Here is a 20,184-nt window from a genome sequence, read left to right as displayed (position 1 = left end):
CGGCGCGGAGCCCCTTTTTCATTTGGGGTGCCGTCGAGCGCGACCGGCACAATCGATTCATCGGCGATGGCGATGCGATCCGGCAGATGTTTTCGCCGCCTTTCGGCGGCCCGGTTACCCGGTCGGTCGCGCCCGTCGGGCGAGGCGGGTTCCGGATATTTCCCCTCGCACGTTTTCACACATGCCGTTGCCCGGCGCACGCAGCGGCTGTGCATGCGCGGGCGTGCTTTGCCGTCAGGAACGCATCACGCATGGCGGTAGCGGATCGACCAGACCGTCAGCAGCGTCGCGCCGAACAGCAGCAGGCAGCCGAACGAGAAGTCGTTCAGCGCGAGCATGTGCGCTTCGACGTCGATCGCATGCGAGACAGACGCGAGCGCGCCGGACGGCGACAGCCCCGCGTGATCGAGCCGCGCGAACCAGTCGCCGGACGCGAAATCGTACGGCGTGATGTGGTCGACGAGATAGGTGTTGTGTACGCGGGAGCGGCGCTCGAAGTAGGTCGGCGCAACCGATGTCGCGACGCTGGTGCCGATCCGCCGCAGCGCGTTCTGCAGCCCGGATGCCGCGGGCAGCCGCTCGCGGGGCAGCCCGGCGAGCGACAGCGACACGAGCGGCGTGATGAAGAACGCGGTGGCGGCGCCCATCAGCAGCGAATTGGCGGCGATGTCGCCGACCGTCACGTCGCTGTTGAAGTGCATGCGCCAGAACGAGGCGGCGCCCCAGCCGACGAGCGCGACGGTCGCGAGCAGGCGCGGGTCGGTGCGGCCCTGGAAGCGGCCGAGCAGCGGCGCGATCACGATCCCCGCGAGACCGAGCGGCGCGGTGGCGATGCCGGCCCAGGTGGCCGTGTATCCCTGCTGCGTCTGCAGCCACAGCGGCACGAGCACCAGCGCGCCGAAGTAGAGCCCGAAGCCGACCGTGATCGCGAGCGTGCTCGTCGTGAAGTTGCGGTCCGCGAACAGCCGCAGGTCGACGATCGGATGGCTGTCGGTCAGCTCCCAGAGGATCAGCGCGACGAACGACACGACGCCGACGACCGCCAGCATGCGGATTTCGTCGGAGGCGAACCAGTCGAGGTTCTGGCCGCGATCGAGCAGCAGCTGGAACGAACCGAACGCGGCGGTGAGCAGCAGCAGCCCGACGACGTCGACCGGCAGCCGTCGCGTCGCGTTGTCGCGTCCCGCCAGCAGCCGCGCGAGCACGCCCAGCACGAGCACGCCCGGCGGCACGTTCACGTAGAAGATGTACGGCCAGCTCAGGTTGTCGGTGATCCAGCCGCCGGCGATCGGCCCGAGCACCGGCGCGACGAACGTCGTGGTCTGCCACACGGCCAGTGCAACGTGGCGGCGCGTCGACGGGAACACCGCGAGCAGCAGCGCCTGGGACAGCGCGGTGATCGGGCCCGACGCGGCGCCCTGAAGCGCGCGAAACAGCAGCAGCGACTCGAAGTTCGGCGCCATCCCGCACAGGATCGACGTGAGCACGAACAGCAGCACCGACACGCGGAACAGCCGCACCTGGCCGAAGCGCTGCGTGAGCCAGCCGGTGAGCGGCAGCGTGATCGCGAGCGGCGTCGCGAACGAGGTCAGCATCCACGTGCCCATGTCCGGTGCGACGCCGAGATCGCCCGCGATGGTCGGGACGGCGACGTTCGCGATCGTCAGGTCGAGCGTCTGCATGAAATTCGCGACGCTGACCGCGATCGCGACGAGCGCCAGCGGCATGCCGGCGAGCGGCTCCAGCGGCAGTTTCGGCGCCGCGTTCCGGGCGAAGAAGCGCATCGTCAGGCTCCCGGTGCGAGCGGGCGCGCGCCGCTGTTCGCGCGAATCGTCTCGGCGACGAGCGCATCGCCCGCTGCGTCGTCGTCGCGATAGATCGACGTGGCGTCGATCGACCGGCGCGCTTCGGGCGCACGGGCGGGCGGCGACGCCGATGCGGTGCCGGGGCCGTGATCGACCGGCACCGATGCCGTCATCGACAGGCCGATGCGCAGCGGGTGCGCGCGCAGCTCGGCGGGATCGAGCGCGATCCGGACCGGCACGCGCTGGACCACCTTGATCCAGTTGCCGGTCGCGTTCTGCGCGGGCACGGCCGCGAAGGCGGCGCCGGTGCCGGCTTCGAGCCCGACGACGCGCCCGTGGAACACCACGTCGCTGCCGTACAGGTCCGAGAACAGGTCGACCGGCTGCCCGGCGCGCATGCCGCGCAGTTGCGATTCCTTGAAGTTGGCTTCGACCCACACGTGATCGAGCGGCACGAGCGCCAGCGACGGCGTGCCGGGCGAGACGTGCTGGCCGACCTGCACGACCCGGCGCGTGACGAGCCCGCCGAGCGGCGCGCGTATTTCGGTGCGGCGCAGCGCGAGCGCCGCGCTGCGGACCCGGGACGCCGCCGCGCGCACGAGCGGATTCGTGTCGATCGACGTGCCGTCGGTGCGCGCGAGCGTCGCGTCGTACGCGGCCTGCTGCGCGTTCAGCGCGGCTGCCGCGCCGTCCATCGCATCCCGCGCATGGCGAAGATCCTCGCGCGACACGCCGCCGTCTTGCGCGAGGCTCAGCCGGCGCTGCAGGTCGTCGTTCGCCTTGGACCATTCGGTGCGCCGCACCCGGATCTGCGCTTCTTCGCGCACCGCGTCCGCATGCGCGGTGCGGTATTGGCGCACCGCGTGCGCGAGTTGCGCGACCGCTTCGTCCAGCGCGAGCCGGGCATCGGTCTTGTCGACGCTGAACAGCAGGTCGCCCGGACGGACCCAGTCGGCGTTCTGCACGCGCACCGCGTCGACGGTGCCGCCGATCTGCGGCGAGATCTGCACGACGTCGCCGGACACGTACGCATCGTCGGTCGTCTCGGTGCCGCGCGTGGTGGCCCACGCGACGGCGGCGAGGCCGGCCGCGCCGGCGAGCGCGATGAAGAACCAGCGGAAGTAGCGCCGTCGCGCGCGTTGCAGCGACGGCTCGGCGACGGGGGATTCAGGACGGTTCATTTCGTGACTCCAGTGGAAGTGGTGCCGCCGAGCGCGGCGATCAGGCGGGCATGCTCGATCGCGAACGACGCGTCCGCACGCGCGACCGACGCGCGATCGTCGAGCAGCCGGCCTTGCGCGAGCAGGACGTCGAGGTAGCCGGAAATGCCTTTCCGGTAGCGCTGCGTCTCGATGTCGTAGGTCTGTTGCGCACGCGCCAGCGCTTCGCGCTGAAGCGCGCGCTGCCGGCCGAGCGTATCGATCTGGACGAGGGTGTCGCTGACCTGCGCGAGCGCGTTGACGACCGTGTCGTCGTACACCGCGACGGCGGCGTTGTAGGCGGCGGTTTGCGCGCGCAGGCCGGCGCGCAGGCGGCCGCCCTCGAAAATCGGCAGCGTGATCGCGGGGCCCGCGCCGAACGTGCCGCTGTTGCCGTGGAACAGCGCGCGGAAGCCGAAGCTCTGCACGCCGGCGAAGGCCAGCAGGTTGACGTCCGGATAGAACGCGGCGCGCGCCGCGTCGATGTTCGCCGCTTCGGCCTCGACCCGGTAGCGCGCGGCCAGCACGTCCGGCCGGCGGCCGATCAGCGCCGCGGGCAGGACGGCCGGCATCGGCAGCCCGGCCGCCGGCGGCGCGACAGGCTTCAACGCATCGGCGTAACCGGGCCCCCGGCCGACGAGCGCGGCGAGCCGGTGGCGCAGTCGGGCCGACTCGGCCGCATGCGTGTTGATGTCGGCCTGCGCGTGCGGGATGGGTTCGCTCGCCCTGAGCACGGCGACCTGCATGTCGAGACCGGCATCGGCGCGTTGCGACGTGAGGCGGAGCAGATAGCTGTGCTGCTGCAGCGTATCGCGCGTGATCGCGAGCAGTTGCTGTTCGAGCGCGAGCTGCAGATAGGTTTCGACGATCGCCGCCTGCAGCGACACGGTGGCCGCGTGCTCGAGCGCGCGCTGCTGGTCCGCGCGCAGCGCGGCGGCGCGCGCCAGCGCGTGCTGCCGGCCGGCGATGTCGAGATCCCACGACGCGCCGAGGAGCGCCTGCGCGTCGACCTGCCAGTGCCCGGCCGCGGGCGGTGGCGTCCGGTAGCTGCCCGGCAGGCGGGTCGGCACTGCGCTGGCCGTCGCGCCCAGCTGCGGCAGCAGCGCGGCGCTTTCGACGTCGGTGTCGGCCAGCGCCTGCGCGACGCGTTCGCGCTGTGCCTGCAGCGTCGGTGCGCCGGCCAGCGCATCGTCGACGAGACGATCCAGCTGGGCATCGCCGAACGCGCTCCACCAACGTTCGGCGATCGTCGGCGCGCCGGCGCCGGCGGAGCGGATCGCGGCACCCGCATCGAGCTGCTCGACGGGGGTGATCCGGGCCGCCGGGCGTTGCGGGCCGAACGGGGCGCAGCCGGCGAGCGCGAGCGCGGCGAGCGCGGGAACCAGGCGGCGGGCGCCGCGCGCTCGGTCGATGAGGAAGGGCATGGTCGGTTTCCTGTGACGCGATGGCGAACGATTTATATCTAAAAATATATCTTTAGATATTATTTGACGATCGGCAACTGTCAGAAATGGCAGTCGGCCGAATCGGCCGGCACCGTTGAAACCGCTGAAGGGGACGGATAAGGTCGCGCGGGTTACGCCATCGCGAGCGCGTCGAGCGCTGCCGCGAGCGTTTGGGCGACGGACTGGCCCGACGTGTCGATGCGGCAGTGCGCGCAGGCGTGGTACAGCGATTCGCGCGCGTCGTGCAGCGCGGCGAGCGCCGCGCGCGGGTCGGCGACGTTCAGCAGCGGGCGGGACGCGTCGTCGCGCGTGCGGTGCCACAGGGTGTCGAGATCGCTCGCGAGATGGATCACGAAACAGCGCTGGCCGAGCCGGTCGCGCGTATCGGCTCGCAGCACGGCGCCGCCGCCGGTCGCGAGCACGAGCGCCGGCCCGCGCGTCAGCGCGTCGATGACGTCGGCTTCGCGCGCGCGGAAGTCGCCTGCATGGAATTGCGCTGCGACGGTCGCGCCGAAGCGGCGTTCGAGTTCGCGGTCGGCGTCGACGAACGGTAGCGCGAGCGCGCGGGCCAGTGCGCTGCCGAGGGTCGTTTTGCCGGCGCCGGGCATGCCGACGAGCGCGATGCGCGTCGGGCCAGCCTGCGGGCGCGGGCTCACAGGCGGCTCCGCAGCGACGGGGCACGGCGCGTCACGGCGGCGATGCGCTGCATCCGGACGTAATTGGCGAGCGGGTCCAGCGCATCGGTGACGAAGGTGTGAGGCGCGCCTGGGGCCGTGTCCAGCGCGATGCCGGCGACCACGAGCGAGCCGTCGCACAGTGCGTCGGTGAATGCGCCGATCCGGGCGCCAAGCGCCGGCGACGCAGCGCCGAGATCGGCAACGACGCGGCGCGAGCGCGGCCAGTCGACCGGCTCGGCCGCGCGTGCCGGCCAGCGCGCCAGCAGGCCGCCGGGCAGCGGCGTCGCGGCCCGTGCAGCGGACGTTTCGAGTACCCGCCAGGTCAGCGGCGCGACGGGCAGGCACGCGCGCCAGCGGCTATAGGCGGACGCCGCGGTGTCGCCGATCGCCACCGCCGGAAGCTGGAGCCGCGCGCAGCGCCGCAGCAGGCACGCGGTGTCGGCGGCATCCGGCGTGCCGCGCACGAACGGCAGCAACTCCAGTTCGTCGTCGTATTCGGCGCGCAGCGCGCGCAGCCATCGCCCGGCGGCGAGTGGCAGGCAGCCCGCCGCGGCGATGCCGCACAGCACGAGCAGGCGATCGTCGCGACCGTCGCGAATCGCGCGCAGCCGGGCGGCGACGCGGGACGAAGCCGGCGCCGTCGTCATCATGCGGCCGGGTCGTCGGCGTGCCCGTCCGTCTCGCCCGCGGCACGCGGATAGGCGCCGAGGACGCGCAGTTCGGAAGCGGCGAGCGCGATTTCGTCGAGCGCCGCGCGCACGTTCGGATCGAGCGGGTGTCCGCCGAAGTCGATGCAGTACCGGTACGCATGGCCGGCCGCCCGTGCCGGGCGCACATCGACCCACAGCAGCGGTGCGCGGTGGTGGGCGAGCGCATCGAATATGCGCGCGAGCGCGTCGGGTGCATCGGTCGGCCGCAGCACGATGCTCGTGCGGTCCTGGCCGGTCGGGGCGGGCGTCTGGCCGCCGACGATCACGAAGCGCGTGCGGTTGTCCGGGTGATCCTGGATCGCGCGGGATACGATTCGCAGTCCGTAAAGAGCGGCTGCCGGTTCGCCGGCGATCGCCGCGCAGTCATACAGGTGCGCGGCCTCGCGCGCGGCCACCGCGTTGCTGGATACCGGGATGCGGCGCAGGCCGGGCGCATGCGCGTCGAGCCACGCGCGGCATTGCGCGAGCGCCTGCGGATGGCCGACCACGCTGTCGACGCCGGCGAGCGATCCGCTGGCGCTCAGCAGGCAGTGCGAGACCGGCAGTTCGATCTCGCCCGTGACGGGCGCCGCTTGCGCGATCAGCAGGTCGAGCGTGCGGGTCACGCTGCCTTCGGAGGAATTCTCGACCGGCACGACCGCACATTCCGCGTCGCCGCGCGCGAGCGCTTCGAATACCGCGTCGATCGTTTCGTGCGCCTGCCCGCGGGCGAATTCGCCGAAGTGGCGCAGCATTGCGGCTTCGGTGTAGGTGCCCGACGGGCCGAGGAACGCGACCGACGGCAGCGACTGCGCATCGCGGCTCGCGCGGAACAGCGTTTGCCAGATGGCTCTCAGGTCGCGGTCGCGCAGCCCCCACGGCGCGCGCGTGCACAGCTCGGCGACGATCGACGCTTCGCGGGCCGGCTGCCGCACCGCGAGCCCCGCATGCCGCTTGAGATGGCCGATTTCGGTCGCGTGAACGATGCGCTGGCCGATCAGCGCGAGAAGTTCGTCGTCGATCACGTCGATCTGCGCGCGGCGGCGCGCGATCGCATCGTCGACGGACGGCGGGGCGGCAAGCTCGGAAGGCGTCATGGCGTTTCGATCCGTGAAGTCGAGGAAACGGACGGGCGGCGTGCGGCGACGTGCGCGGCAGCGCCCGGCTGCACACGCGCGACGGCGCGGTCGTATTCGGCTTCGAGCCGCTCGACGATCTCGGCGACGCTGAGCACCGCGTCCATCGCGCCGACGCCCTGGCCGGCCCCCCAGATGTCGCGCCACTGCTTCGCGCCGCCATCCGGCGAGAAATCGAGCTGCGCGCCGTCGACCCGCGCGAGACGGCGCACGTCGAGCCCGGCCGCTTCGATGCTCTGGCGCAGGTAGTTGCCATGGACGCCGGTGAACGCATCGGTGTAGATGATGTCGGCCGCGTTGGCTTCGACGATCGTGTCCTTGTATCGCTGCACCACGTTCGCTTCGTGCGACGCCAGGAAGCGCGTACCGATATACGCGAAGTCGGCGCCGAGCGCGCGCGCGGCGGCTATCGCGTCGCCCGTCGCGATCGCGCCGGACAGCGCGAGGAAGCCGTCGTAGAAGCGCCGCACTTCGGCGACCAGTGCGAACGGCGACAGCGTGCCGGCATGGCCGCCCGCACCCGCCGCGACGAGAACGAGGCCGTCGACGCCGGCCTCCAGCGCCTTCTGCGCGTGCCGCACCGTCGTGACGTCGTGCAGTACGATCCCGCCGTACGCGTGGATCGCATCGACGACGTCGCGCGACGGCGCGCGCAGGCTCGTGATCATCAGCGGCACGCGCCGGTCGATGCAGATGCGCAGATCCTGTTCGACGCGCGGATTCGACGGATGGCAGATGTGATTGACCGCATACGGGCCGACCGGCGCGTCGGGATGGGCGTCCCGGTACGCGCGCAGCGTGCCGTCGATGGTGTCGATCCAGTCGCCGAGCTGCGCGCTGGGCCGCGCGTTGAGCGCCGGAAATGCGCCGACGATCCCGCTCTTGCACTGGGCGAGCACCATCTCGGGATAGCTCGCGATCAGCATCGGAGACGCAATCACCGGCAGCCGGAGACCCTGCAGAGGAAGCGGAATCATGGTCGGGCTCCGGCTCGTCAGCGCGCGAGCGCCGCGCTGTCGCGCCGCTCGTCGAGGCGGCGGTGGAAGCCGTCGCGGCTGACGGCGCAGCGCGTATGCACGCCTTCGCCGACGACGCCCACCGCGTCGCGCACCTCGACCCGGTACGTCATCATGCGGCCGTCGACCTCGATCAGTTCGGCGTCGATCGTCACGTCCCATTCGGGCGGCGTCGGCGCGAGATGCTTGATCTCGAAGTTGTAGCCCACCGTCATCTGCCCGGCCGGCAGCAGATGGTCGGTCGCCTGCATGCAGGTCTGTTCGATGAAGATGATCATGATCGGGCTCGCGAGCGCGTGCGCTTCGCCTCCCCATTGATCGGCGAGCGAAATCGTGTCGACGCGGTGGGTGGCGCGGGCACGCAGGCCAGTCTGGATAGTCAAGGGCAGCTCCTGAAGGGGTGATGGAGGGGTGAGCGGTTACGCCGTGCGCGCCGTGGCGGCCGCGCGTCGTTGCATCTGGCTGAAGATGTTCCGGTAATGCATTTCCTCGGTGCCGCCGGCCGAGCCCATCGCGAGCGCGTCGGCGACGAAGGTGGCGAGCGGGCCGCGCCGGTAGCCGTCGCTGCCGTGAATCGCAAGCAGGTGCAGCGCGGCCTGCGCGAGATCGCGCGCGCCTGCGAGCTTCGCGATCGAGCAGTTCGCGAGCGCCTCGGGACGTTGCCCGACGAGTTGATCGAGCGCTGCGCGCGCCGTCCAGCGCGTGCGTTCGATGCCGACCTGGACGTCGACCAGCCGGCGCTGCACGTGCTGGTGGGTGTCCAGCGCGACACCGAGCGTCTTGCGGGCGCCGGCGCGCGCGAGCGCGTCGGCGAGGAACGGCTGGGTGACGTTCGCGCACAGCAGGCCGAACAGCGCGCGATTCATCGACGCGATGTCCATCAGCAGGCGCAGCCCATCGCCGGGCGCGCCGAGCAGTTCGTCGGCATCGACGCGCACGCCGGACAGCGCGAGATCGCCGATCGGAAGATCCGCGACGCCGAGCGTCGCCTGCGGGGCGCTGCGCCGCACGCCCGCGCGTTCGGGATCGATCAGCACCAGCGCGGTGGCCGGCTTGCCGTCGCCGGTCAGGGTCGCGACGATCATCATCAGGCGCGCTTCGGGTGCGTGGCTGATGTTGTACTTGTGGCCGTCGAGCCGGTAGTGGTCGCCGTCGCGCACGAGGCTGGTTTCGAGCGCGCGCACTTCGGTGCCGGTGCCTTTCTCCGAGATCGCCGTGGCGCCGATCGCGCCGGACAGCAGCGGCGGCAGATGCCGCGCGCGCTGCGCGTCGGAACCGTACGCGACGATTGCGCGAATCAGCGTCGCCTGATTGGCGAGCGCCATCGCGAAGCCGACGGAGCGCTGCGCTGCGGCGACTGCTTCGAATGCGTCGACGAAGTCGTGCCACGTGCGCCCTGCGCCGCCGAGTTCGCGCGGTACGGGCAGGCGCCACAGTCCCGCGTCGGACAATGCATCCCATGCATCGCGATGGAACGCACCGGAAGGGGCGGACCGCGCATGGCGTTCGGCGATGTCCCGGTACGTGGCTGTCGTCGTGGGCTGTGCTTCGCTGGCAGTGAGAGTCATGTCGGTGAGCGAGACCTTGCATGGATCGTGTCGCCAATCTAATGAAAAGCCCCCGGACGAGAAACTGTCAGTTATTGCACTTCGAGACGGCGCGCAGCGGCGGATGATTCGAGCGTAATCGGCGATGCGACGGGCGGCGGGGGCGCGATTGCCGAACGTGATCGTGACGCCCGTCGCGCACGGCGGCGCGAGCGATTGCTGTCGGACGACAACCGGACGACAACCGGACGATGGCGGTCACGCCGTGCCGTCGGCGGTGGCGTCATGGCGCTTCGATGACGGGAGATGATCGCGCGCCGGTCGGTGAAAGATCTGCCGCGCGTCGATCGTGATGACGACACGATGTCGGGTTGCCGACGCTTCGTCGTTCAGGTCGAGTCGATTGATTTCGCATTGCAGATCATTCGGATGACGTGCGATGAGATCGCATCGAATTTCCGGTGCTCGTCGGTGGAGCGTGCGACAAATGATTGGTCATACGATTCGGAAGGCCCGATCCCGTCGCTCCGACGATCGGCGAAATCATGTTCCGCCTTGCTCCCATGAAATTGTCGTGCTAGTTTTTCATGAAATTTATCGGCGAAAATTTCACGGGAGTCCGCATGTTCGTGCAGTCCGACCGTCACGTCGCAAGCTACTACGCCGGCACCTACCCGGCGCCGATTCCGCGTCGTCCGGAACTGGACGAGCGTATCGACGCCGACGTGCTCGTCGTCGGCGCGGGCTTCAGCGGGCTGCATACGGCGTTGCGCCTTGCGCTCGCCGGCAAGCGCGTCGTCGTGCTCGAAGCGAGCCGTGTCGCGTGGGCCGCGTCGGGCCGCAACGGCGGGCAGGCGCTGCTCGGCTGGTCGTGCGACATGCAGCCGCTCGAGGATTCGCTCGGCCGCGACGGCGCGCGCCTGCTGTGGGACAGCATGCGCTGGGCCGCGGCCGAGGTGCGCGAACTGCCGGAGCGGCACGGTTTCGACATCGACTACCGGCCCGGCAGCCTGTGGGCCGCGGTGCGGCCGCGTCGCGTCGCGATGCTCGCGCAGGCCCGCGACGAAGCGGCCGAGCGCTGGGGCTATGACCGGCTGCGCGTGATCGGGCGTGACGAGATGCCCGAATGGATCGGCGGCACGCGTTATCTCGCCGCGCTCCACGATCCGGAGGCTGGCCACCTGAATCCGCTGAAATTCGCGCTCGGCCTCGCGCAGACGATCGAGCGCGCGGGCGGCCGCATCTTCGAGCAGAGCCGCGTGCTCGACTGCCGCGAGACGGCCGGCGGCCACATCGCCCGCACGGTGCGCGGCGAAGTGCGCGCGGACGTGCTCGTGCTTGCCTGTAATGCATACGTCGACCGGCTCGATCGCGATCTGGCGCGCCGGCTGCTGCCGGTCGGCACGTACCAGGTCGCGACCGCGCCGCTCGCGGCCGACGTCGCGCGTTCGCTGCTGCCGCAGAACAGTTGCGTGATCGACAACCAGTTCGTGCCCGACTACTTCCGGCTGAGCCCCGACAACCGGCTGCTGTTCGGCGGCGGCTGCACGTATCTCGGCGGCATCCCGGCCGATATCGCGGCGGCGACGCGTCCGCACCTCGAACGCGTGTTTCCGCAACTGGCCGGCGTGCCGCTCGATTACGCGTGGGGCGGCCACATCGACATCAGCATGCGCCGCACGCCGGACATCGGCCGCGACGGGCAGCGTTTCTGGCTGCAGGGCTTCTCGGGGCACGGAGTGCTGCCGACGCTCGCGGGTGCGCGCGCGGTCGCCGACGCCGTGCTCGGCGACGAGCGCCTGCTCGCGCAATACCAGCGCATTCGCAACCCGCGCTTCCCCGGCGGCGACCGGCTCGCCGCGCCGCTGGAGGCGCTCGGCAAGGCCTGGTACCGTTTGCGCGACACCGTCTGACCGTTTCGGAACTCATCATGAACGAACAGGAAGAGATAGAAAGTCTGGCGATCCTGATCCGCGACCTGCGCAAGCATCGCAAGGTCACGCTGAACGACCTCGCCGAGCGGATCGGCCGCTCGGTCGGCTTTCTGTCGCAGGTCGAGCGCGGGCTGTCGCGTCCGACGGTCGCGGATCTGACCGCGATCGGCGAGGCGCTCGGCGTGCCGACCACGTATTTCTACAGCCTGAGCAAGCCGCGCAGCGTGCCGTGGGTCACGCGGCCCGACGAGCGGCGTACCGTGTATTACGCGGCCGGCATTACCGACATCCTGGTGTCGCCGAACATGCGCTCGCGCTTTTCGGTTCTCGAAAGCCATCTCGCGCCGGGCGCGAGCAGCGGCGAGCGGCCCGTCGACGACAGTGACGAGCAGGGTGGCTTCGTGCTCGAAGGAGAACTGACGATCTGGATCGACGGCGACGACACGCCCGTCACGCTCGGCCCGAACGATGCGTTCCAGCTGCCCGCGCACAAGCGGTTCCGTTATGCCAACCTGACCGACGCGCCGACGCGCGTGATCTGGGTGTTCACCTGAGTTGTCGGCGGGGCGGGCGGTGTCGCAGGCCGCCGCGCCTCGCAGCATGTTTGCAGTACTGATTTAAAGCGGCATGCGTTGTCCCGTGTGTCGCATGAATCCGGTTCGCCGCGCCGCGGCACCGCCATACAAGACATGGAAAGGATGAGACATGGATGACGTCGTTCCCGCGCTGGTCGGTGAAGTCCGCGCATTCCGGCAGGCGCACCCCGAGATTCGTTATGTCGACCTGATCTGCCTCGACCTGCCCGGGCACTTCTATGGCAAGCGCTACCCGATCGATGCGCTCGAGAAGGTCGCGTCGGGCTCGCTGCTGAAGCTGCCGCAGAACTGCGTGCTGCTCGGCACGCAAGGCGGCCTCTACAAGATCGGCGACTACTGCTTCAACGACGGCGACCCCGACGCGCCGCGCCGCCTGATCCCCGGCACGCTGAAGCCCGTGCGCTGGGAGCGGCAGCCGCTCGCGCAGATGCTGATCAGCTCCGACGGCACCGATGCGCCGATCGAGTTCGAGCCGCGCGAGGTGCTCGCGCGCGTGCTGCGGCGCTTCGCGGCGCGCGGCATCCGGCCGGTCGTCGCGTTCGAGCTCGAGTTCTACCTGTTCGCCGCGCAGCTCGCGGAAGGGATGCCGCAGTACCCGCGCGATCGCCTGAGCGACGACCGCGACGATCAGCCGAACATGCATATCGAGCGGCTGTCGCGCTTCTCCGACGTGCTGCACGAGATGGTCGAGGCCGCGTGCGAACAGGGCGTCGATGCGACGGTGATCACCGCCGAGCTCGGGCCGGGCCAGTTCGAGATCAATTTCGGTCATACCGACGACGGGCTGCGCGCGGCCGACTGGTCGGCGCTGTTCTGCCGCAGCACGCGCGGCGTCGCGTTGCAGCACGGCTATCGCGCGAGCTTCATGGGCAAGCCCTACCTGCATGCGCCGGGCAGCGGGATGCACGTTCACGTGAGCCTGTACGACGACGCGGGGCGCAACCTGCTCGCGGCGGACGGGCAGCGGCCGCTGCGGCATGCGGTGGCCGGATGCCTCGCGCTGTTGCCGCATTGCATGCCCGTGTTCGCGCCGAATCACAACGCGTTCCGGCGCTACGGATCGATGGTGAACGCGGCGAGCCGCGCAAGCTGGGGTTTCGAGGATCGCGATGCGTGCATCCGGATTCCCGAGTCGGATGCGCGCAACCTGCGGATCGAACACCGGCTCGCGAGCGCGGATGCGAACCCGTATCTGGTGCTCGCGGCGATCCTCGCCGGGATGGAGCACGGGCTCGATGCACGAATCGAACCGATCACGCCGCTCAACGAGGATCGCGGCAGCGGGATCGATTTTCCGAAGGAGATGCTGTCGGCCGTCGCGGCGATGCAGGATCATCCGGCCGTGCGCGAACGGCTCGGCGGCGAGTTCGTGATGGTGTACTGCGAGAACAAGCGGCAGGAGGAGCTGGATTTTCGTAACGAGATCGGCGCGCGGGAGTATCGGTGGTTTTTGTGATTGCCGCGCGCGTTGACGAAGCAAACTACGGAAGTGCGCGCCAGTAGCGCACTTCCTCGATCGGCATACCGTCGATCTCGAAGGTCTTGATGTCGTGTTCGGCGACGAAGCCCTCGCGTTCATAGAACGCTCTTGCACGACGGTTTTCGACGAGTACCCAGAGCGACACCCATGCATGGCCCGCGTCATGCAGCGATCGGCATGCATGCTCGACCAGCGCCGCGCCGATGCCTTGCCCGCAATGCGACGGGTGCAGATAGATCGCTTCGATTTCTCCCCACGCGCGATCCTTGTCGGTGTCGCGCGTCGGACCATAGGCGATCCAGCCTGCCGCGTCATTGCCCGTGAATGCGAGCGCGACGCGTGGGCGGCCGGCGTCGAGCGCACAGCGCCAGAAGGTCGTGCGTTTTTCGACCGAGAGGCCGGCGAGGAACGGGGCCGGCATGATGTCCGTGTAGGTCGCCTGCCAAGACGCGACGTGGATGTCGGCAATGGTTGCGGCATCGGCGGACGTGGCAGCGCGGATGTCGATCGTTGTCGTATTCGGTGTCATGCGTGCTCCGCCTGATCGAACGATTCTCGATGCGCAGCGCATGCCGTGCCGCGAACCGCTTCGCGACACGGCACTTGCGAAGCGCTTACTCGCCGAGCTTCGACGCCACGCACCCCGTGCTCGTGCATTCACGCTCGCGCTCGCGCAGGAACGACAGTCGCGACTGCGTCATGTCGTTCGCGCACTGGATATCCACGAGGTAGCTGTTGTTGCGCGTCTCGCTGCACTGGGCATCGCGTTGCTTGAGCCACGCGAGCTGGCCGGCCTTCAGCGTGGCCTGCTGGTCGCCGCTCAGTTGCTTGCGCAGACGGCCGTACTCGTCATTCAGATCGCGATCGGACTGCGAGAACTGCGTGCTGGTGCAGTACACCTGGTCGAACGCGCTGCGCGGCTTCCCGCAGCCGGCCGCGTGCGCGGCGAACGGAACGGCGAGCGCGAGCAGCGCGCAGGATGCGAACAGATTCTTCTTTTTCATTGTGATGCTCCTGACTGGGTGAAAACCGTTGAGCCCGATGGGCGATATCGTCACTTCGGCGCCGTGCACGCGTCGATCCCGCCCGCGATCGCGGCGGACAGGCGCTGGATCGTCCCGCGTTGCGCGAGCCGCGCTTCCTCGTCGGGATTGACGATCACGCCGGCCTCGACGAGCACCGCCGGAATCGGCGCGGTGCGCAGCACGACGAGATCGTCGAAGCGGTGGATGCCGAGTTGCGGGTCGATCAGCGGGCGATTCTCGCCGCGGATCGGCTGAGCGTGATACAGCGACGGCCGTTCGCCTGCCGCGACCAGCCGTTCGCCGATCGCCTTCGCGCAGCGCAGGCTTTCCGCGTAGTGCGGATTGCGCTCCGACACGAACACCGAGAAGCCGCGGAATTCGCGCTGCCGGCCGGCGTCGATGAATTGCTGCTGCATCGAGTCGTGATGGATCGACACGAACAGGTTCGCGTCGGGCGCCTGCGTCGAACGCTGGTCGAGCGCGATCTCGCGGCCGTCGGCCGACGTGCGCCGCACGCGGTCGCCGAGCGCGGCGAGCTTTTCCGCAACTGCGGCGGACAGATCGAGGTTGTACAGGTATTCGACTCGGCCGCTCGCGCCGGTGGAACCCGGGTGAGCCGGCGTATGGCCGGTGTCGACGACGATGTAGCGCGAGGATGCGGGTTCGGTGCCTGCGGTGTCGGCCGCATGCAGCGCCGGCGGCGCGCCGAGCAGCGGGGTGCACGCGAGTACGCGCGCGGCGGCACGCACGAACCGGCGAAGGCGTCGAATGGTTCGGTTCGTCATTGTTGTTGTCGAGGAGGGCATGCGGCGCGTCGCACGGCGCGGCACCGTCGGCCTGCTCAATGCAGTCGGAATGTCGCGCGATTATAGCGGGTGATGGCGGCGCCGCAATGACGAATGGCGACCGTCAGGCAAGCACGCGCCGGGCCGCGAGCACGCCCCAGTACGACGCTTCCTCGAACAGCGATAGCCCGGACAGGTCAGCGTGCGCGAACACGACGGGGCCGTCGGCGTCGCGCAGCGCGAGCAGCCCCGGCCGGCTCAGGAAGCCGACGTCGGGTGTCGCCATCGCATGGCCGCGCACGGTGATCTCGAGCGCCGTCGCGTGTTTCCACAGCTCGCGCCCGTAGACGGCCTGCAGGTCGATCGCCGCCTGTTCGCGCAACGCGTCGGGCTTCGCCTGCGCGAGCCAGCGGCGCGTATCGTCCGGCGCTTGCGTGCTCAACGCCTGATATGCGGAGAACACCGAGCGCGTCGGCGGCGACATCCGGATCAACTGGTGCGTCGACACGACATAACCGAGCCCCGTGCCGTCGTAGACGACGTTGTCCCACGCGAGCGGCACGCCCGCTTCCTCGGCCGGCATGCCGTCGAGCAGGAAGTTGGACACGAGCCACGGCGCGCGCGGCGGCAGGTCGCGCGCGGGTTCGAAACCGTACGCGGAAAGCTGCGGAAACACGCGCGCGGCGACGAACAGCGGCATCGCGCATACGACGCGCCGCGCCTTCAGCGTGAACGTCGACAGCGCGCCGTCGTCGCCGATGCGCGCGCACAGCACGTCGACGCCGCCCGCGCGTTCGGTCGCGCGCACCGCGAAGCCGTCCCGCGACCACGCATTCGAGGCGGTGCGCGCGGTGATCGAGTCGGTCAGCTTCGTCACCATCGTGTGCAGCCCGTCGGGCCAGGTCAGCACCGCGCCGTCGCTCGCATCGCCTGCGTGGCCGCCGCGCGACGAGAAGTAGTGCAGCCCCGCCCATGCGGACACGTGCTCGTATCCCGCGCCGTAGTCGTCGCGGCAGCAATAGTTCAGGTACCAGTGCAGCGCCTTCGCGGTGTAGCCCTCGTCGAGCAGCCATTGGCGGAACGAGCGCCGATCGAGCGCGCGCCAGCGCGGGTCGCGCGACGATTCCGCGATCGGGATGCAGAACACCTTGCGGCCGTCGGCACCGCGCGCACTGCGCAGCCCGTCCGTGTACGCGAAGAAGCGCGCCTGCTGCGCGAGTTCGTCGGCGCCGAGGCCGGCCGTCGGCACGATGCCGTCCTGCCACTGCCCGGCGATGAAGAGCCGTTCGTCGGGCGCGTGCACGAGCGCACGCTCGTCGTACACGGGGCGCGCGGACAGCGGTGCGGATTCGATCACGCCGAGATCGGCGAGCATGTCGCGCAGATGCGCGGATTCGAGCGACGGCAGCGGCAGGTAGTGCGCGCCTTTCGGATAACCGAGATCGCCGAAGCGGCCGCCGGCCGCATTGCCGCCGAATTCGGGGCCCGCGAGCACCGCGAAGCGCTTGTGGCCCGCGCGTGCGAGCTGCCATGCGCACGACAGCCCGGCCGCGCCGGCGCCGAGGATCGCGACGTCGGTTTCGAGCGTGCCGGATGGTGGCGGCAGGGTTGCATGGTCGCGCAGCGCATGGCCTTCGCGCATGCCGGGATAGCCGACGCGCGGCGTCGTCTCGATCCAGCCGGTGCGGCCGCATGCGGCGAGCGACGCGGCCGCCGACGCGACCAGGAACGTGCGGCGGTCCATCAGCGCAGCACGTGCTTCCAGTCGTCGTCGAAGCGGCGCACGAGCGGCTGGTCGTTGAGTTCGTTCGGCGACATCGGCAGCGCCGGCATGTCGGCCGGGAAGTGGAACATCTCGGCGGCCGTCTGCGCGTCGAGCCAGCGCGTCGGCACCGAGTAGTGCGTCGGCACCGTGAAATCGCGGCGCTTGCCGGCGATCACGAAACCCCAGTCGCCGAACGACGGCACGTAGCAGTGGTACGGCCACGTGTTGAGCCCGGCTTCGTGCAGCGTCGCGATGATGGTCCAGTACGCGTGCGGCGCGAAATACGGCGACGTCGACTGGATCACCGCGTAGCCGTTCTCCGACAGGTGGCGCGCGAGCAGCCGGAACACCGGCACCGAATACAGGCGGCCGAGCCCGAAGTTGGTCGGATCGGGAAAGTCGACGACGATCGCGTCGTACACGTCGGCGTTCGATTCGAGCCAGCGCACTGCGTCGTCGTTGATCACCTGCACGCGCGGATCCTTCAGCGAGCCCTGGTTCAGCTTGACGAGCGGCGCGGACGTCGAGAACAGCTTCGTCATCGCGGGATCGAGATCGACGAGCGTGATTCGTTCGAGGTTGCGGTGCTTGAGCAGTTCGCGCACCGCGAGGCCGTCGCCGCCGCCGAGCACGAGCACGCGCTTCGCCCATGGCAGCGCTTCGATCGTCGGGTGGATCAGCGCCTCGTGATAGCGGTGCTCGTCGCGCGACGAGAACTGCAGGTTGCCGTTCAGGTACAGCCGCATGTCGTCGTGCCATTGCGTGAGCACGATGCGCTGGTAGGGCGTCGTTTCCGAATAGATCGTCTCGTCGCCGTACACGCCGTGTTCGGCCCAGTGCGTGATGCGGTCAGACAGCGCGAAGCCGGCGACGAGCAGCCCGATCACGAGCGCCGCGCGCATCAGCTTGCCGCGCACGTTGCGGATCTCGTCGCGGAACAGATGCGTCGTCCACAGTGCGACGAATGCGTTCAGGATCCCGAACAGGAAGCTCGTGCGCAGCAGGCCGAGACGCGGCGCGAGCACGAGCGGGAAGATCAGCGACACGGCGAGCGAGCCGAGATAGTCGAAGGTCAGCACTTCGCTGACGGTATGGCGGAACGCCTGGCGCCGCTGCTGGAATGCGCGCATCACGAGCGGGATCTCCATCCCGATCAGCAGGCCGAGCGCGAGCACCAGCGCATAGAGCGCCGCGCGGAACGGCGCGGCGAGCCACGCGAACACCGCGAACAGCAGCGCGGCCGACACGCCGCCGAGCAGGCCGACGAGCAGCTCGATGTCGACGAAGCGGTCGAGCACGTCGTCGTCCTCGACGAACTTCGCGAGCCACGAGCCGATCCCCATCGCGAACAGGTAGCAGCCGATCACCGACGAGAACTGCAGGATCGAATCGCCGAGCAGGTAGCTCGACAGCGCGCTGCTGATCAGTTCGTAGCCGAGCCCGCACGACGCGAGCACCAGGATCGACAGGACGAGCGCACGCTTATGCAGCATGGTGCATCCGTTGTGCAGCGGTCGGCAATGTGGATATACTGGCGCGGATTTTCGTGGGTCGGCCATTGACGGGCCGGCCGGCGACGGGGCGGCGAACCGAGCACAAAATCCGAGGGAAAGAATGAATAGTGCCTATCTTTATGCGGTTCATTTACTGTCGGCGTTCGTGCTGCTTCTCGTGTTCGCGGCAGTGTACCTGAAGGTCACCCCGTTCGACGAACTGGCGCTGATCCGCGACGGCAACGCCGCCGCGACGCTGTCGTTCGGCGGCGCGCTGATCGGTTTCTGCCTGACGCTCGCGTCCAGCATCGCGCACAACTCGACGCTCGGCGCAGTCGTGATCTGGGCCGTCGGCGCGATGATCGTGCAACTGATCACCTATGCGGCGCTGACGCGCCTGATACCCGGCATGAATCATGCGATCGAGGATCGCAACGTCGCGATGGGCGGCCTGATGGGCACCGCGTCGCTCGTCGTCGGCATCATCAATGCCGCCTGCCTGACCTGACGCGCCACGCGTCCGAGGAGACCGACATGAGTCTGGGTTCATTCATCCGCAAGCAGTTCATCGACGTCCTGCAATGGACGGAAGACACCGACGGCGTGCTGGCCTGGCGCTATCCGATGGAAGACCAGGAAATCCAGTACGGCGGCAAGCTGACCGTGCGCGAAACGCAGGTCGCGATCTTCGTGAACGAAGGCAAGATCGCCGACGTGTTCCAGCCGGGGCTGTACACGCTGGAAACGAACACGCTGCCGGTGCTCACGTACCTGAAGAACTGGGACAAATTCTTTCAGTCGCCTTTCAAGTCGGACGTCTATTTCTTCAGCACGCGCTTGCAGCTCGGCCGGCGCTGGGGCACCGCGCAGCCGGTGACGATCCGCGACCGCGAATTCGGCTTCGTGCAGGTGCGCGCGTTCGGCATCTACTCGTACCGGATCGTCGACGCAGCCGCGTTCCACCGCGAGGTCAGCGGCACGCGCGCGCAGTACACGGTCGACGATCTCGAACAGCAACTGCGCAACCTGGTCGTGACCGCGATGAGCACGACGTTCGGCTCGGCCGACGTGCCGTTCGTCGACATGGCCGCGAACCAGTCGCTGCTGTCGCAGCGCATCGCCGACGCGCTGGTGCCGGTGTTTACGCGCTACGGCCTGGCGCTCGATGCGTTCGCGGTCGAGAGCGTGTCGCTGCCGGCCGAGCTGCAGAAGGCGCTCGACCTGCGGATCGGCGCGGGGATGGCCGGCGATCTCGCGCGCGCCACGCAATACCAGACCGCGCAGGCGATTCCGCTGGCCGCGCAGAATCCGGGCGGCATCGCCGGTATCGGCGCGGGGCTCGCCGCGGGCGCGGCGATCGGGCAGGCGATGGCCGGCCAGATCGCGGGCGCAGCGCAACCGGCGCCGGCCGCACCGCCTGCTCCCGTCGCAGCGCCGGTGGCTGCCGCTCAGCCGGCCGCGCCGGCCGACGGCACCGATTACGTGCAGCGGCTCGAACAGTTGAAGGCGCTGTTCGACAAGGGCCTCGTGACCGAAGACGAATATTCGCGCGCGAAGGCCGAGATCCTCGCGAAGCTCACGCGGTAAGCGTC

General features: G+C 69.4%; 19 protein-coding genes. 5 read left to right on the top strand and 14 right to left on the bottom strand.

Annotated features, from left to right (window positions below):
• Positions 1–245: 245 nt before the first annotated feature.
• The 9 genes from ACM6JT_RS23965 to ACM6JT_RS23925 all read right to left on the bottom strand — a co-directional run bounded on the left by ACM6JT_RS23965 (position 246) and on the right by ACM6JT_RS23925 (position 9,535).
• Positions 246–1,784, bottom strand: coding sequence for a DHA2 family efflux MFS transporter permease subunit (locus ACM6JT_RS23965; protein WP_034180565.1), 1,539 nt, complete (start codon positions 1,782–1,784; stop codon positions 246–248).
• Between the two features lie 2 nt (positions 1,785–1,786).
• Positions 1,787–2,986 (bottom strand): efflux RND transporter periplasmic adaptor subunit, encoded by a 1,200-nt coding sequence (locus ACM6JT_RS23960; protein ID WP_414857444.1) that lies wholly within the window; start codon positions 2,984–2,986, stop codon positions 1,787–1,789.
• Positions 2,983–4,428, bottom strand: coding sequence for an efflux transporter outer membrane subunit (locus ACM6JT_RS23955; RefSeq protein WP_414857443.1), 1,446 nt, complete (start codon positions 4,426–4,428; stop codon positions 2,983–2,985). The genes ACM6JT_RS23960 and ACM6JT_RS23955 overlap by 4 nt, the downstream gene beginning before the upstream one ends.
• A 152-nt stretch (positions 4,429–4,580) precedes the next feature.
• The gene (locus ACM6JT_RS23950) at positions 4,581–5,105 is read right to left on the bottom strand and encodes a shikimate kinase (RefSeq protein ID WP_175747286.1); all 525 of its coding nucleotides are present in this window, start codon (positions 5,103–5,105) and stop codon (positions 4,581–4,583) included.
• A complete protein-coding gene (locus ACM6JT_RS23945; protein WP_034180563.1) occupies positions 5,102–5,776 on the bottom strand; it encodes a hypothetical protein in 675 nt (224 codons plus the stop codon). Before ACM6JT_RS23945 ends, ACM6JT_RS23950 begins: the two co-directional genes overlap by 4 nt.
• Complete coding sequence (gene pheA / locus ACM6JT_RS23940; RefSeq protein ID WP_414857442.1) at positions 5,773–6,912, bottom strand: prephenate dehydratase; 1,140 nt, start codon at positions 6,910–6,912, stop codon at positions 5,773–5,775. The genes ACM6JT_RS23945 and pheA overlap by 4 nt, the downstream gene beginning before the upstream one ends.
• Positions 6,909–7,928 carry an NAD(P)H-dependent flavin oxidoreductase gene (locus ACM6JT_RS23935; RefSeq protein WP_131948454.1) on the bottom strand — a complete coding sequence of 340 codons (1,020 nt, stop codon included), beginning with the start codon at positions 7,926–7,928 and terminating at the stop codon, positions 6,909–6,911. Before ACM6JT_RS23935 ends, pheA begins: the two co-directional genes overlap by 4 nt.
• A gap of 17 nt (positions 7,929–7,945) precedes the next feature.
• Entirely contained in the window at positions 7,946–8,350 is a 405-nt protein-coding gene (locus ACM6JT_RS23930; RefSeq protein WP_034180561.1) for a thioesterase family protein, read from the bottom strand.
• 36 nt (positions 8,351–8,386) lie between these two features.
• Positions 8,387–9,535, bottom strand: a complete 1,149-nt coding sequence (locus ACM6JT_RS23925; RefSeq protein WP_131948453.1) for an acyl-CoA dehydrogenase family protein — start codon at positions 9,533–9,535, stop codon at positions 8,387–8,389.
• 602 nt (positions 9,536–10,137) lie between these two features.
• On the opposite strand from ACM6JT_RS23925, the gene ACM6JT_RS23920 reads away from it, so the two are divergent.
• The 3 genes from ACM6JT_RS23920 (at position 10,138) to ACM6JT_RS23910 (ending at position 13,500) form a co-directional block, all read left to right on the top strand.
• Positions 10,138–11,427, top strand: a complete 1,290-nt coding sequence (locus ACM6JT_RS23920; protein WP_414857441.1) for an NAD(P)/FAD-dependent oxidoreductase — start codon at positions 10,138–10,140, stop codon at positions 11,425–11,427.
• A gap of 17 nt (positions 11,428–11,444) precedes the next feature.
• Positions 11,445–12,002 (top strand): helix-turn-helix domain-containing protein, encoded by a 558-nt coding sequence (locus ACM6JT_RS23915; protein WP_034180557.1) that lies wholly within the window; start codon positions 11,445–11,447, stop codon positions 12,000–12,002.
• Positions 12,003–12,153: 151 nt separating this feature from the next.
• Complete coding sequence (locus tag ACM6JT_RS23910; protein ID WP_414857440.1) at positions 12,154–13,500, top strand: glutamine synthetase family protein; 1,347 nt, start codon at positions 12,154–12,156, stop codon at positions 13,498–13,500.
• A gap of 25 nt (positions 13,501–13,525) precedes the next feature.
• Here ACM6JT_RS23910 and ACM6JT_RS23905 read toward each other — a convergent pair whose 3' ends face one another.
• From ACM6JT_RS23905 to ACM6JT_RS23885, 5 genes are all read right to left on the bottom strand, one after another.
• Positions 13,526–14,053, bottom strand: a complete 528-nt coding sequence (locus tag ACM6JT_RS23905; RefSeq protein ID WP_131948450.1) for a GNAT family N-acetyltransferase — start codon at positions 14,051–14,053, stop codon at positions 13,526–13,528.
• 85 nt (positions 14,054–14,138) lie between these two features.
• A complete protein-coding gene (locus ACM6JT_RS23900) occupies positions 14,139–14,528 on the bottom strand; it encodes a lysozyme inhibitor LprI family protein (RefSeq protein ID WP_034180554.1) in 390 nt (129 codons plus the stop codon).
• Between the two features lie 50 nt (positions 14,529–14,578).
• Entirely contained in the window at positions 14,579–15,334 is a 756-nt protein-coding gene (locus ACM6JT_RS23895; protein ID WP_414857439.1) for an N-acetylmuramoyl-L-alanine amidase family protein, read from the bottom strand.
• Between the two features lie 124 nt (positions 15,335–15,458).
• Positions 15,459–17,078: an NAD(P)-binding protein gene (locus tag ACM6JT_RS23890; protein WP_414857438.1), complete on the bottom strand. Its 1,620-nt coding sequence runs from the start codon at positions 17,076–17,078 to the stop codon at positions 15,459–15,461.
• Positions 17,078–18,592 (bottom strand): polyamine aminopropyltransferase, encoded by a 1,515-nt coding sequence (locus ACM6JT_RS23885; protein ID WP_414857437.1) that lies wholly within the window; start codon positions 18,590–18,592, stop codon positions 17,078–17,080. The genes ACM6JT_RS23890 and ACM6JT_RS23885 overlap by 1 nt, the downstream gene beginning before the upstream one ends.
• A 121-nt stretch (positions 18,593–18,713) precedes the next feature.
• Between ACM6JT_RS23885 and ACM6JT_RS23880 the strand changes: the two genes are divergently transcribed.
• Positions 18,714–19,100, top strand: coding sequence for a DUF350 domain-containing protein (locus ACM6JT_RS23880; protein WP_034180550.1), 387 nt, complete (start codon positions 18,714–18,716; stop codon positions 19,098–19,100).
• Positions 19,101–19,126: 26 nt separating this feature from the next.
• Positions 19,127–20,179, top strand: coding sequence for an SPFH domain-containing protein (locus tag ACM6JT_RS23875; protein ID WP_034180549.1), 1,053 nt, complete (start codon positions 19,127–19,129; stop codon positions 20,177–20,179).
• The last annotated feature ends 5 nt before the right edge of the window (positions 20,180–20,184 follow it).

Origin of the sequence: Burkholderia sp. IT-111MI5 (genome assembly GCF_949752865.1) — a bacterium.
Classification (GTDB): Bacteria; Pseudomonadota; Gammaproteobacteria; order Burkholderiales; family Burkholderiaceae; genus Burkholderia; species Burkholderia pyrrocinia_C.
The sequence above is the reverse complement of the archived record's forward strand: the minus strand, read 5'-3'. Positions and strand labels throughout refer to the sequence as shown.

What these genes read in the sequence shown, in the direction of transcription:
- ACM6JT_RS23965 (WP_034180565.1), bottom strand. Translation starts at nt 1,784, where the DNA reads ATGCGCTTCTTCGCCCGGAACGCGGCGCCGAAACTGCCGCTGGAGCCG.
- ACM6JT_RS23960 (WP_414857444.1), bottom strand. Translation starts at nt 2,986, where the DNA reads ATGAACCGTCCTGAATCCCCCGTCGCCGAGCCGTCGCTGCAACGCGCG.
- ACM6JT_RS23955 (WP_414857443.1), bottom strand. Translation starts at nt 4,428, where the DNA reads ATGCCCTTCCTCATCGACCGAGCGCGCGGCGCCCGCCGCCTGGTTCCC.
- ACM6JT_RS23945 (WP_034180563.1), bottom strand. Translation starts at nt 5,776, where the DNA reads ATGATGACGACGGCGCCGGCTTCGTCCCGCGTCGCCGCCCGGCTGCGC.
- pheA (WP_414857442.1), bottom strand. Translation starts at nt 6,912, where the DNA reads ATGACGCCTTCCGAGCTTGCCGCCCCGCCGTCCGTCGACGATGCGATC.
- ACM6JT_RS23935 (WP_131948454.1), bottom strand. Translation starts at nt 7,928, where the DNA reads ATGATTCCGCTTCCTCTGCAGGGTCTCCGGCTGCCGGTGATTGCGTCT.
- ACM6JT_RS23925 (WP_131948453.1), bottom strand. Translation starts at nt 9,535, where the DNA reads ATGACTCTCACTGCCAGCGAAGCACAGCCCACGACGACAGCCACGTAC.
- ACM6JT_RS23920 (WP_414857441.1), top strand. Translation starts at nt 10,138, where the DNA reads ATGTTCGTGCAGTCCGACCGTCACGTCGCAAGCTACTACGCCGGCACC.
- ACM6JT_RS23915 (WP_034180557.1), top strand. Translation starts at nt 11,445, where the DNA reads ATGAACGAACAGGAAGAGATAGAAAGTCTGGCGATCCTGATCCGCGAC.
- ACM6JT_RS23910 (WP_414857440.1), top strand. Translation starts at nt 12,154, where the DNA reads ATGGATGACGTCGTTCCCGCGCTGGTCGGTGAAGTCCGCGCATTCCGG.
- ACM6JT_RS23905 (WP_131948450.1), bottom strand. Translation starts at nt 14,053, where the DNA reads ATGACACCGAATACGACAACGATCGACATCCGCGCTGCCACGTCCGCC.
- ACM6JT_RS23900 (WP_034180554.1), bottom strand. Translation starts at nt 14,528, where the DNA reads ATGAAAAAGAAGAATCTGTTCGCATCCTGCGCGCTGCTCGCGCTCGCC.
- ACM6JT_RS23895 (WP_414857439.1), bottom strand. Translation starts at nt 15,334, where the DNA reads ATGACGAACCGAACCATTCGACGCCTTCGCCGGTTCGTGCGTGCCGCC.
- ACM6JT_RS23890 (WP_414857438.1), bottom strand. Translation starts at nt 17,078, where the DNA reads ATGGACCGCCGCACGTTCCTGGTCGCGTCGGCGGCCGCGTCGCTCGCC.
- ACM6JT_RS23885 (WP_414857437.1), bottom strand. Translation starts at nt 18,592, where the DNA reads ATGCTGCATAAGCGTGCGCTCGTCCTGTCGATCCTGGTGCTCGCGTCG.
- ACM6JT_RS23880 (WP_034180550.1), top strand. Translation starts at nt 18,714, where the DNA reads ATGAATAGTGCCTATCTTTATGCGGTTCATTTACTGTCGGCGTTCGTG.
- ACM6JT_RS23875 (WP_034180549.1), top strand. Translation starts at nt 19,127, where the DNA reads ATGAGTCTGGGTTCATTCATCCGCAAGCAGTTCATCGACGTCCTGCAA.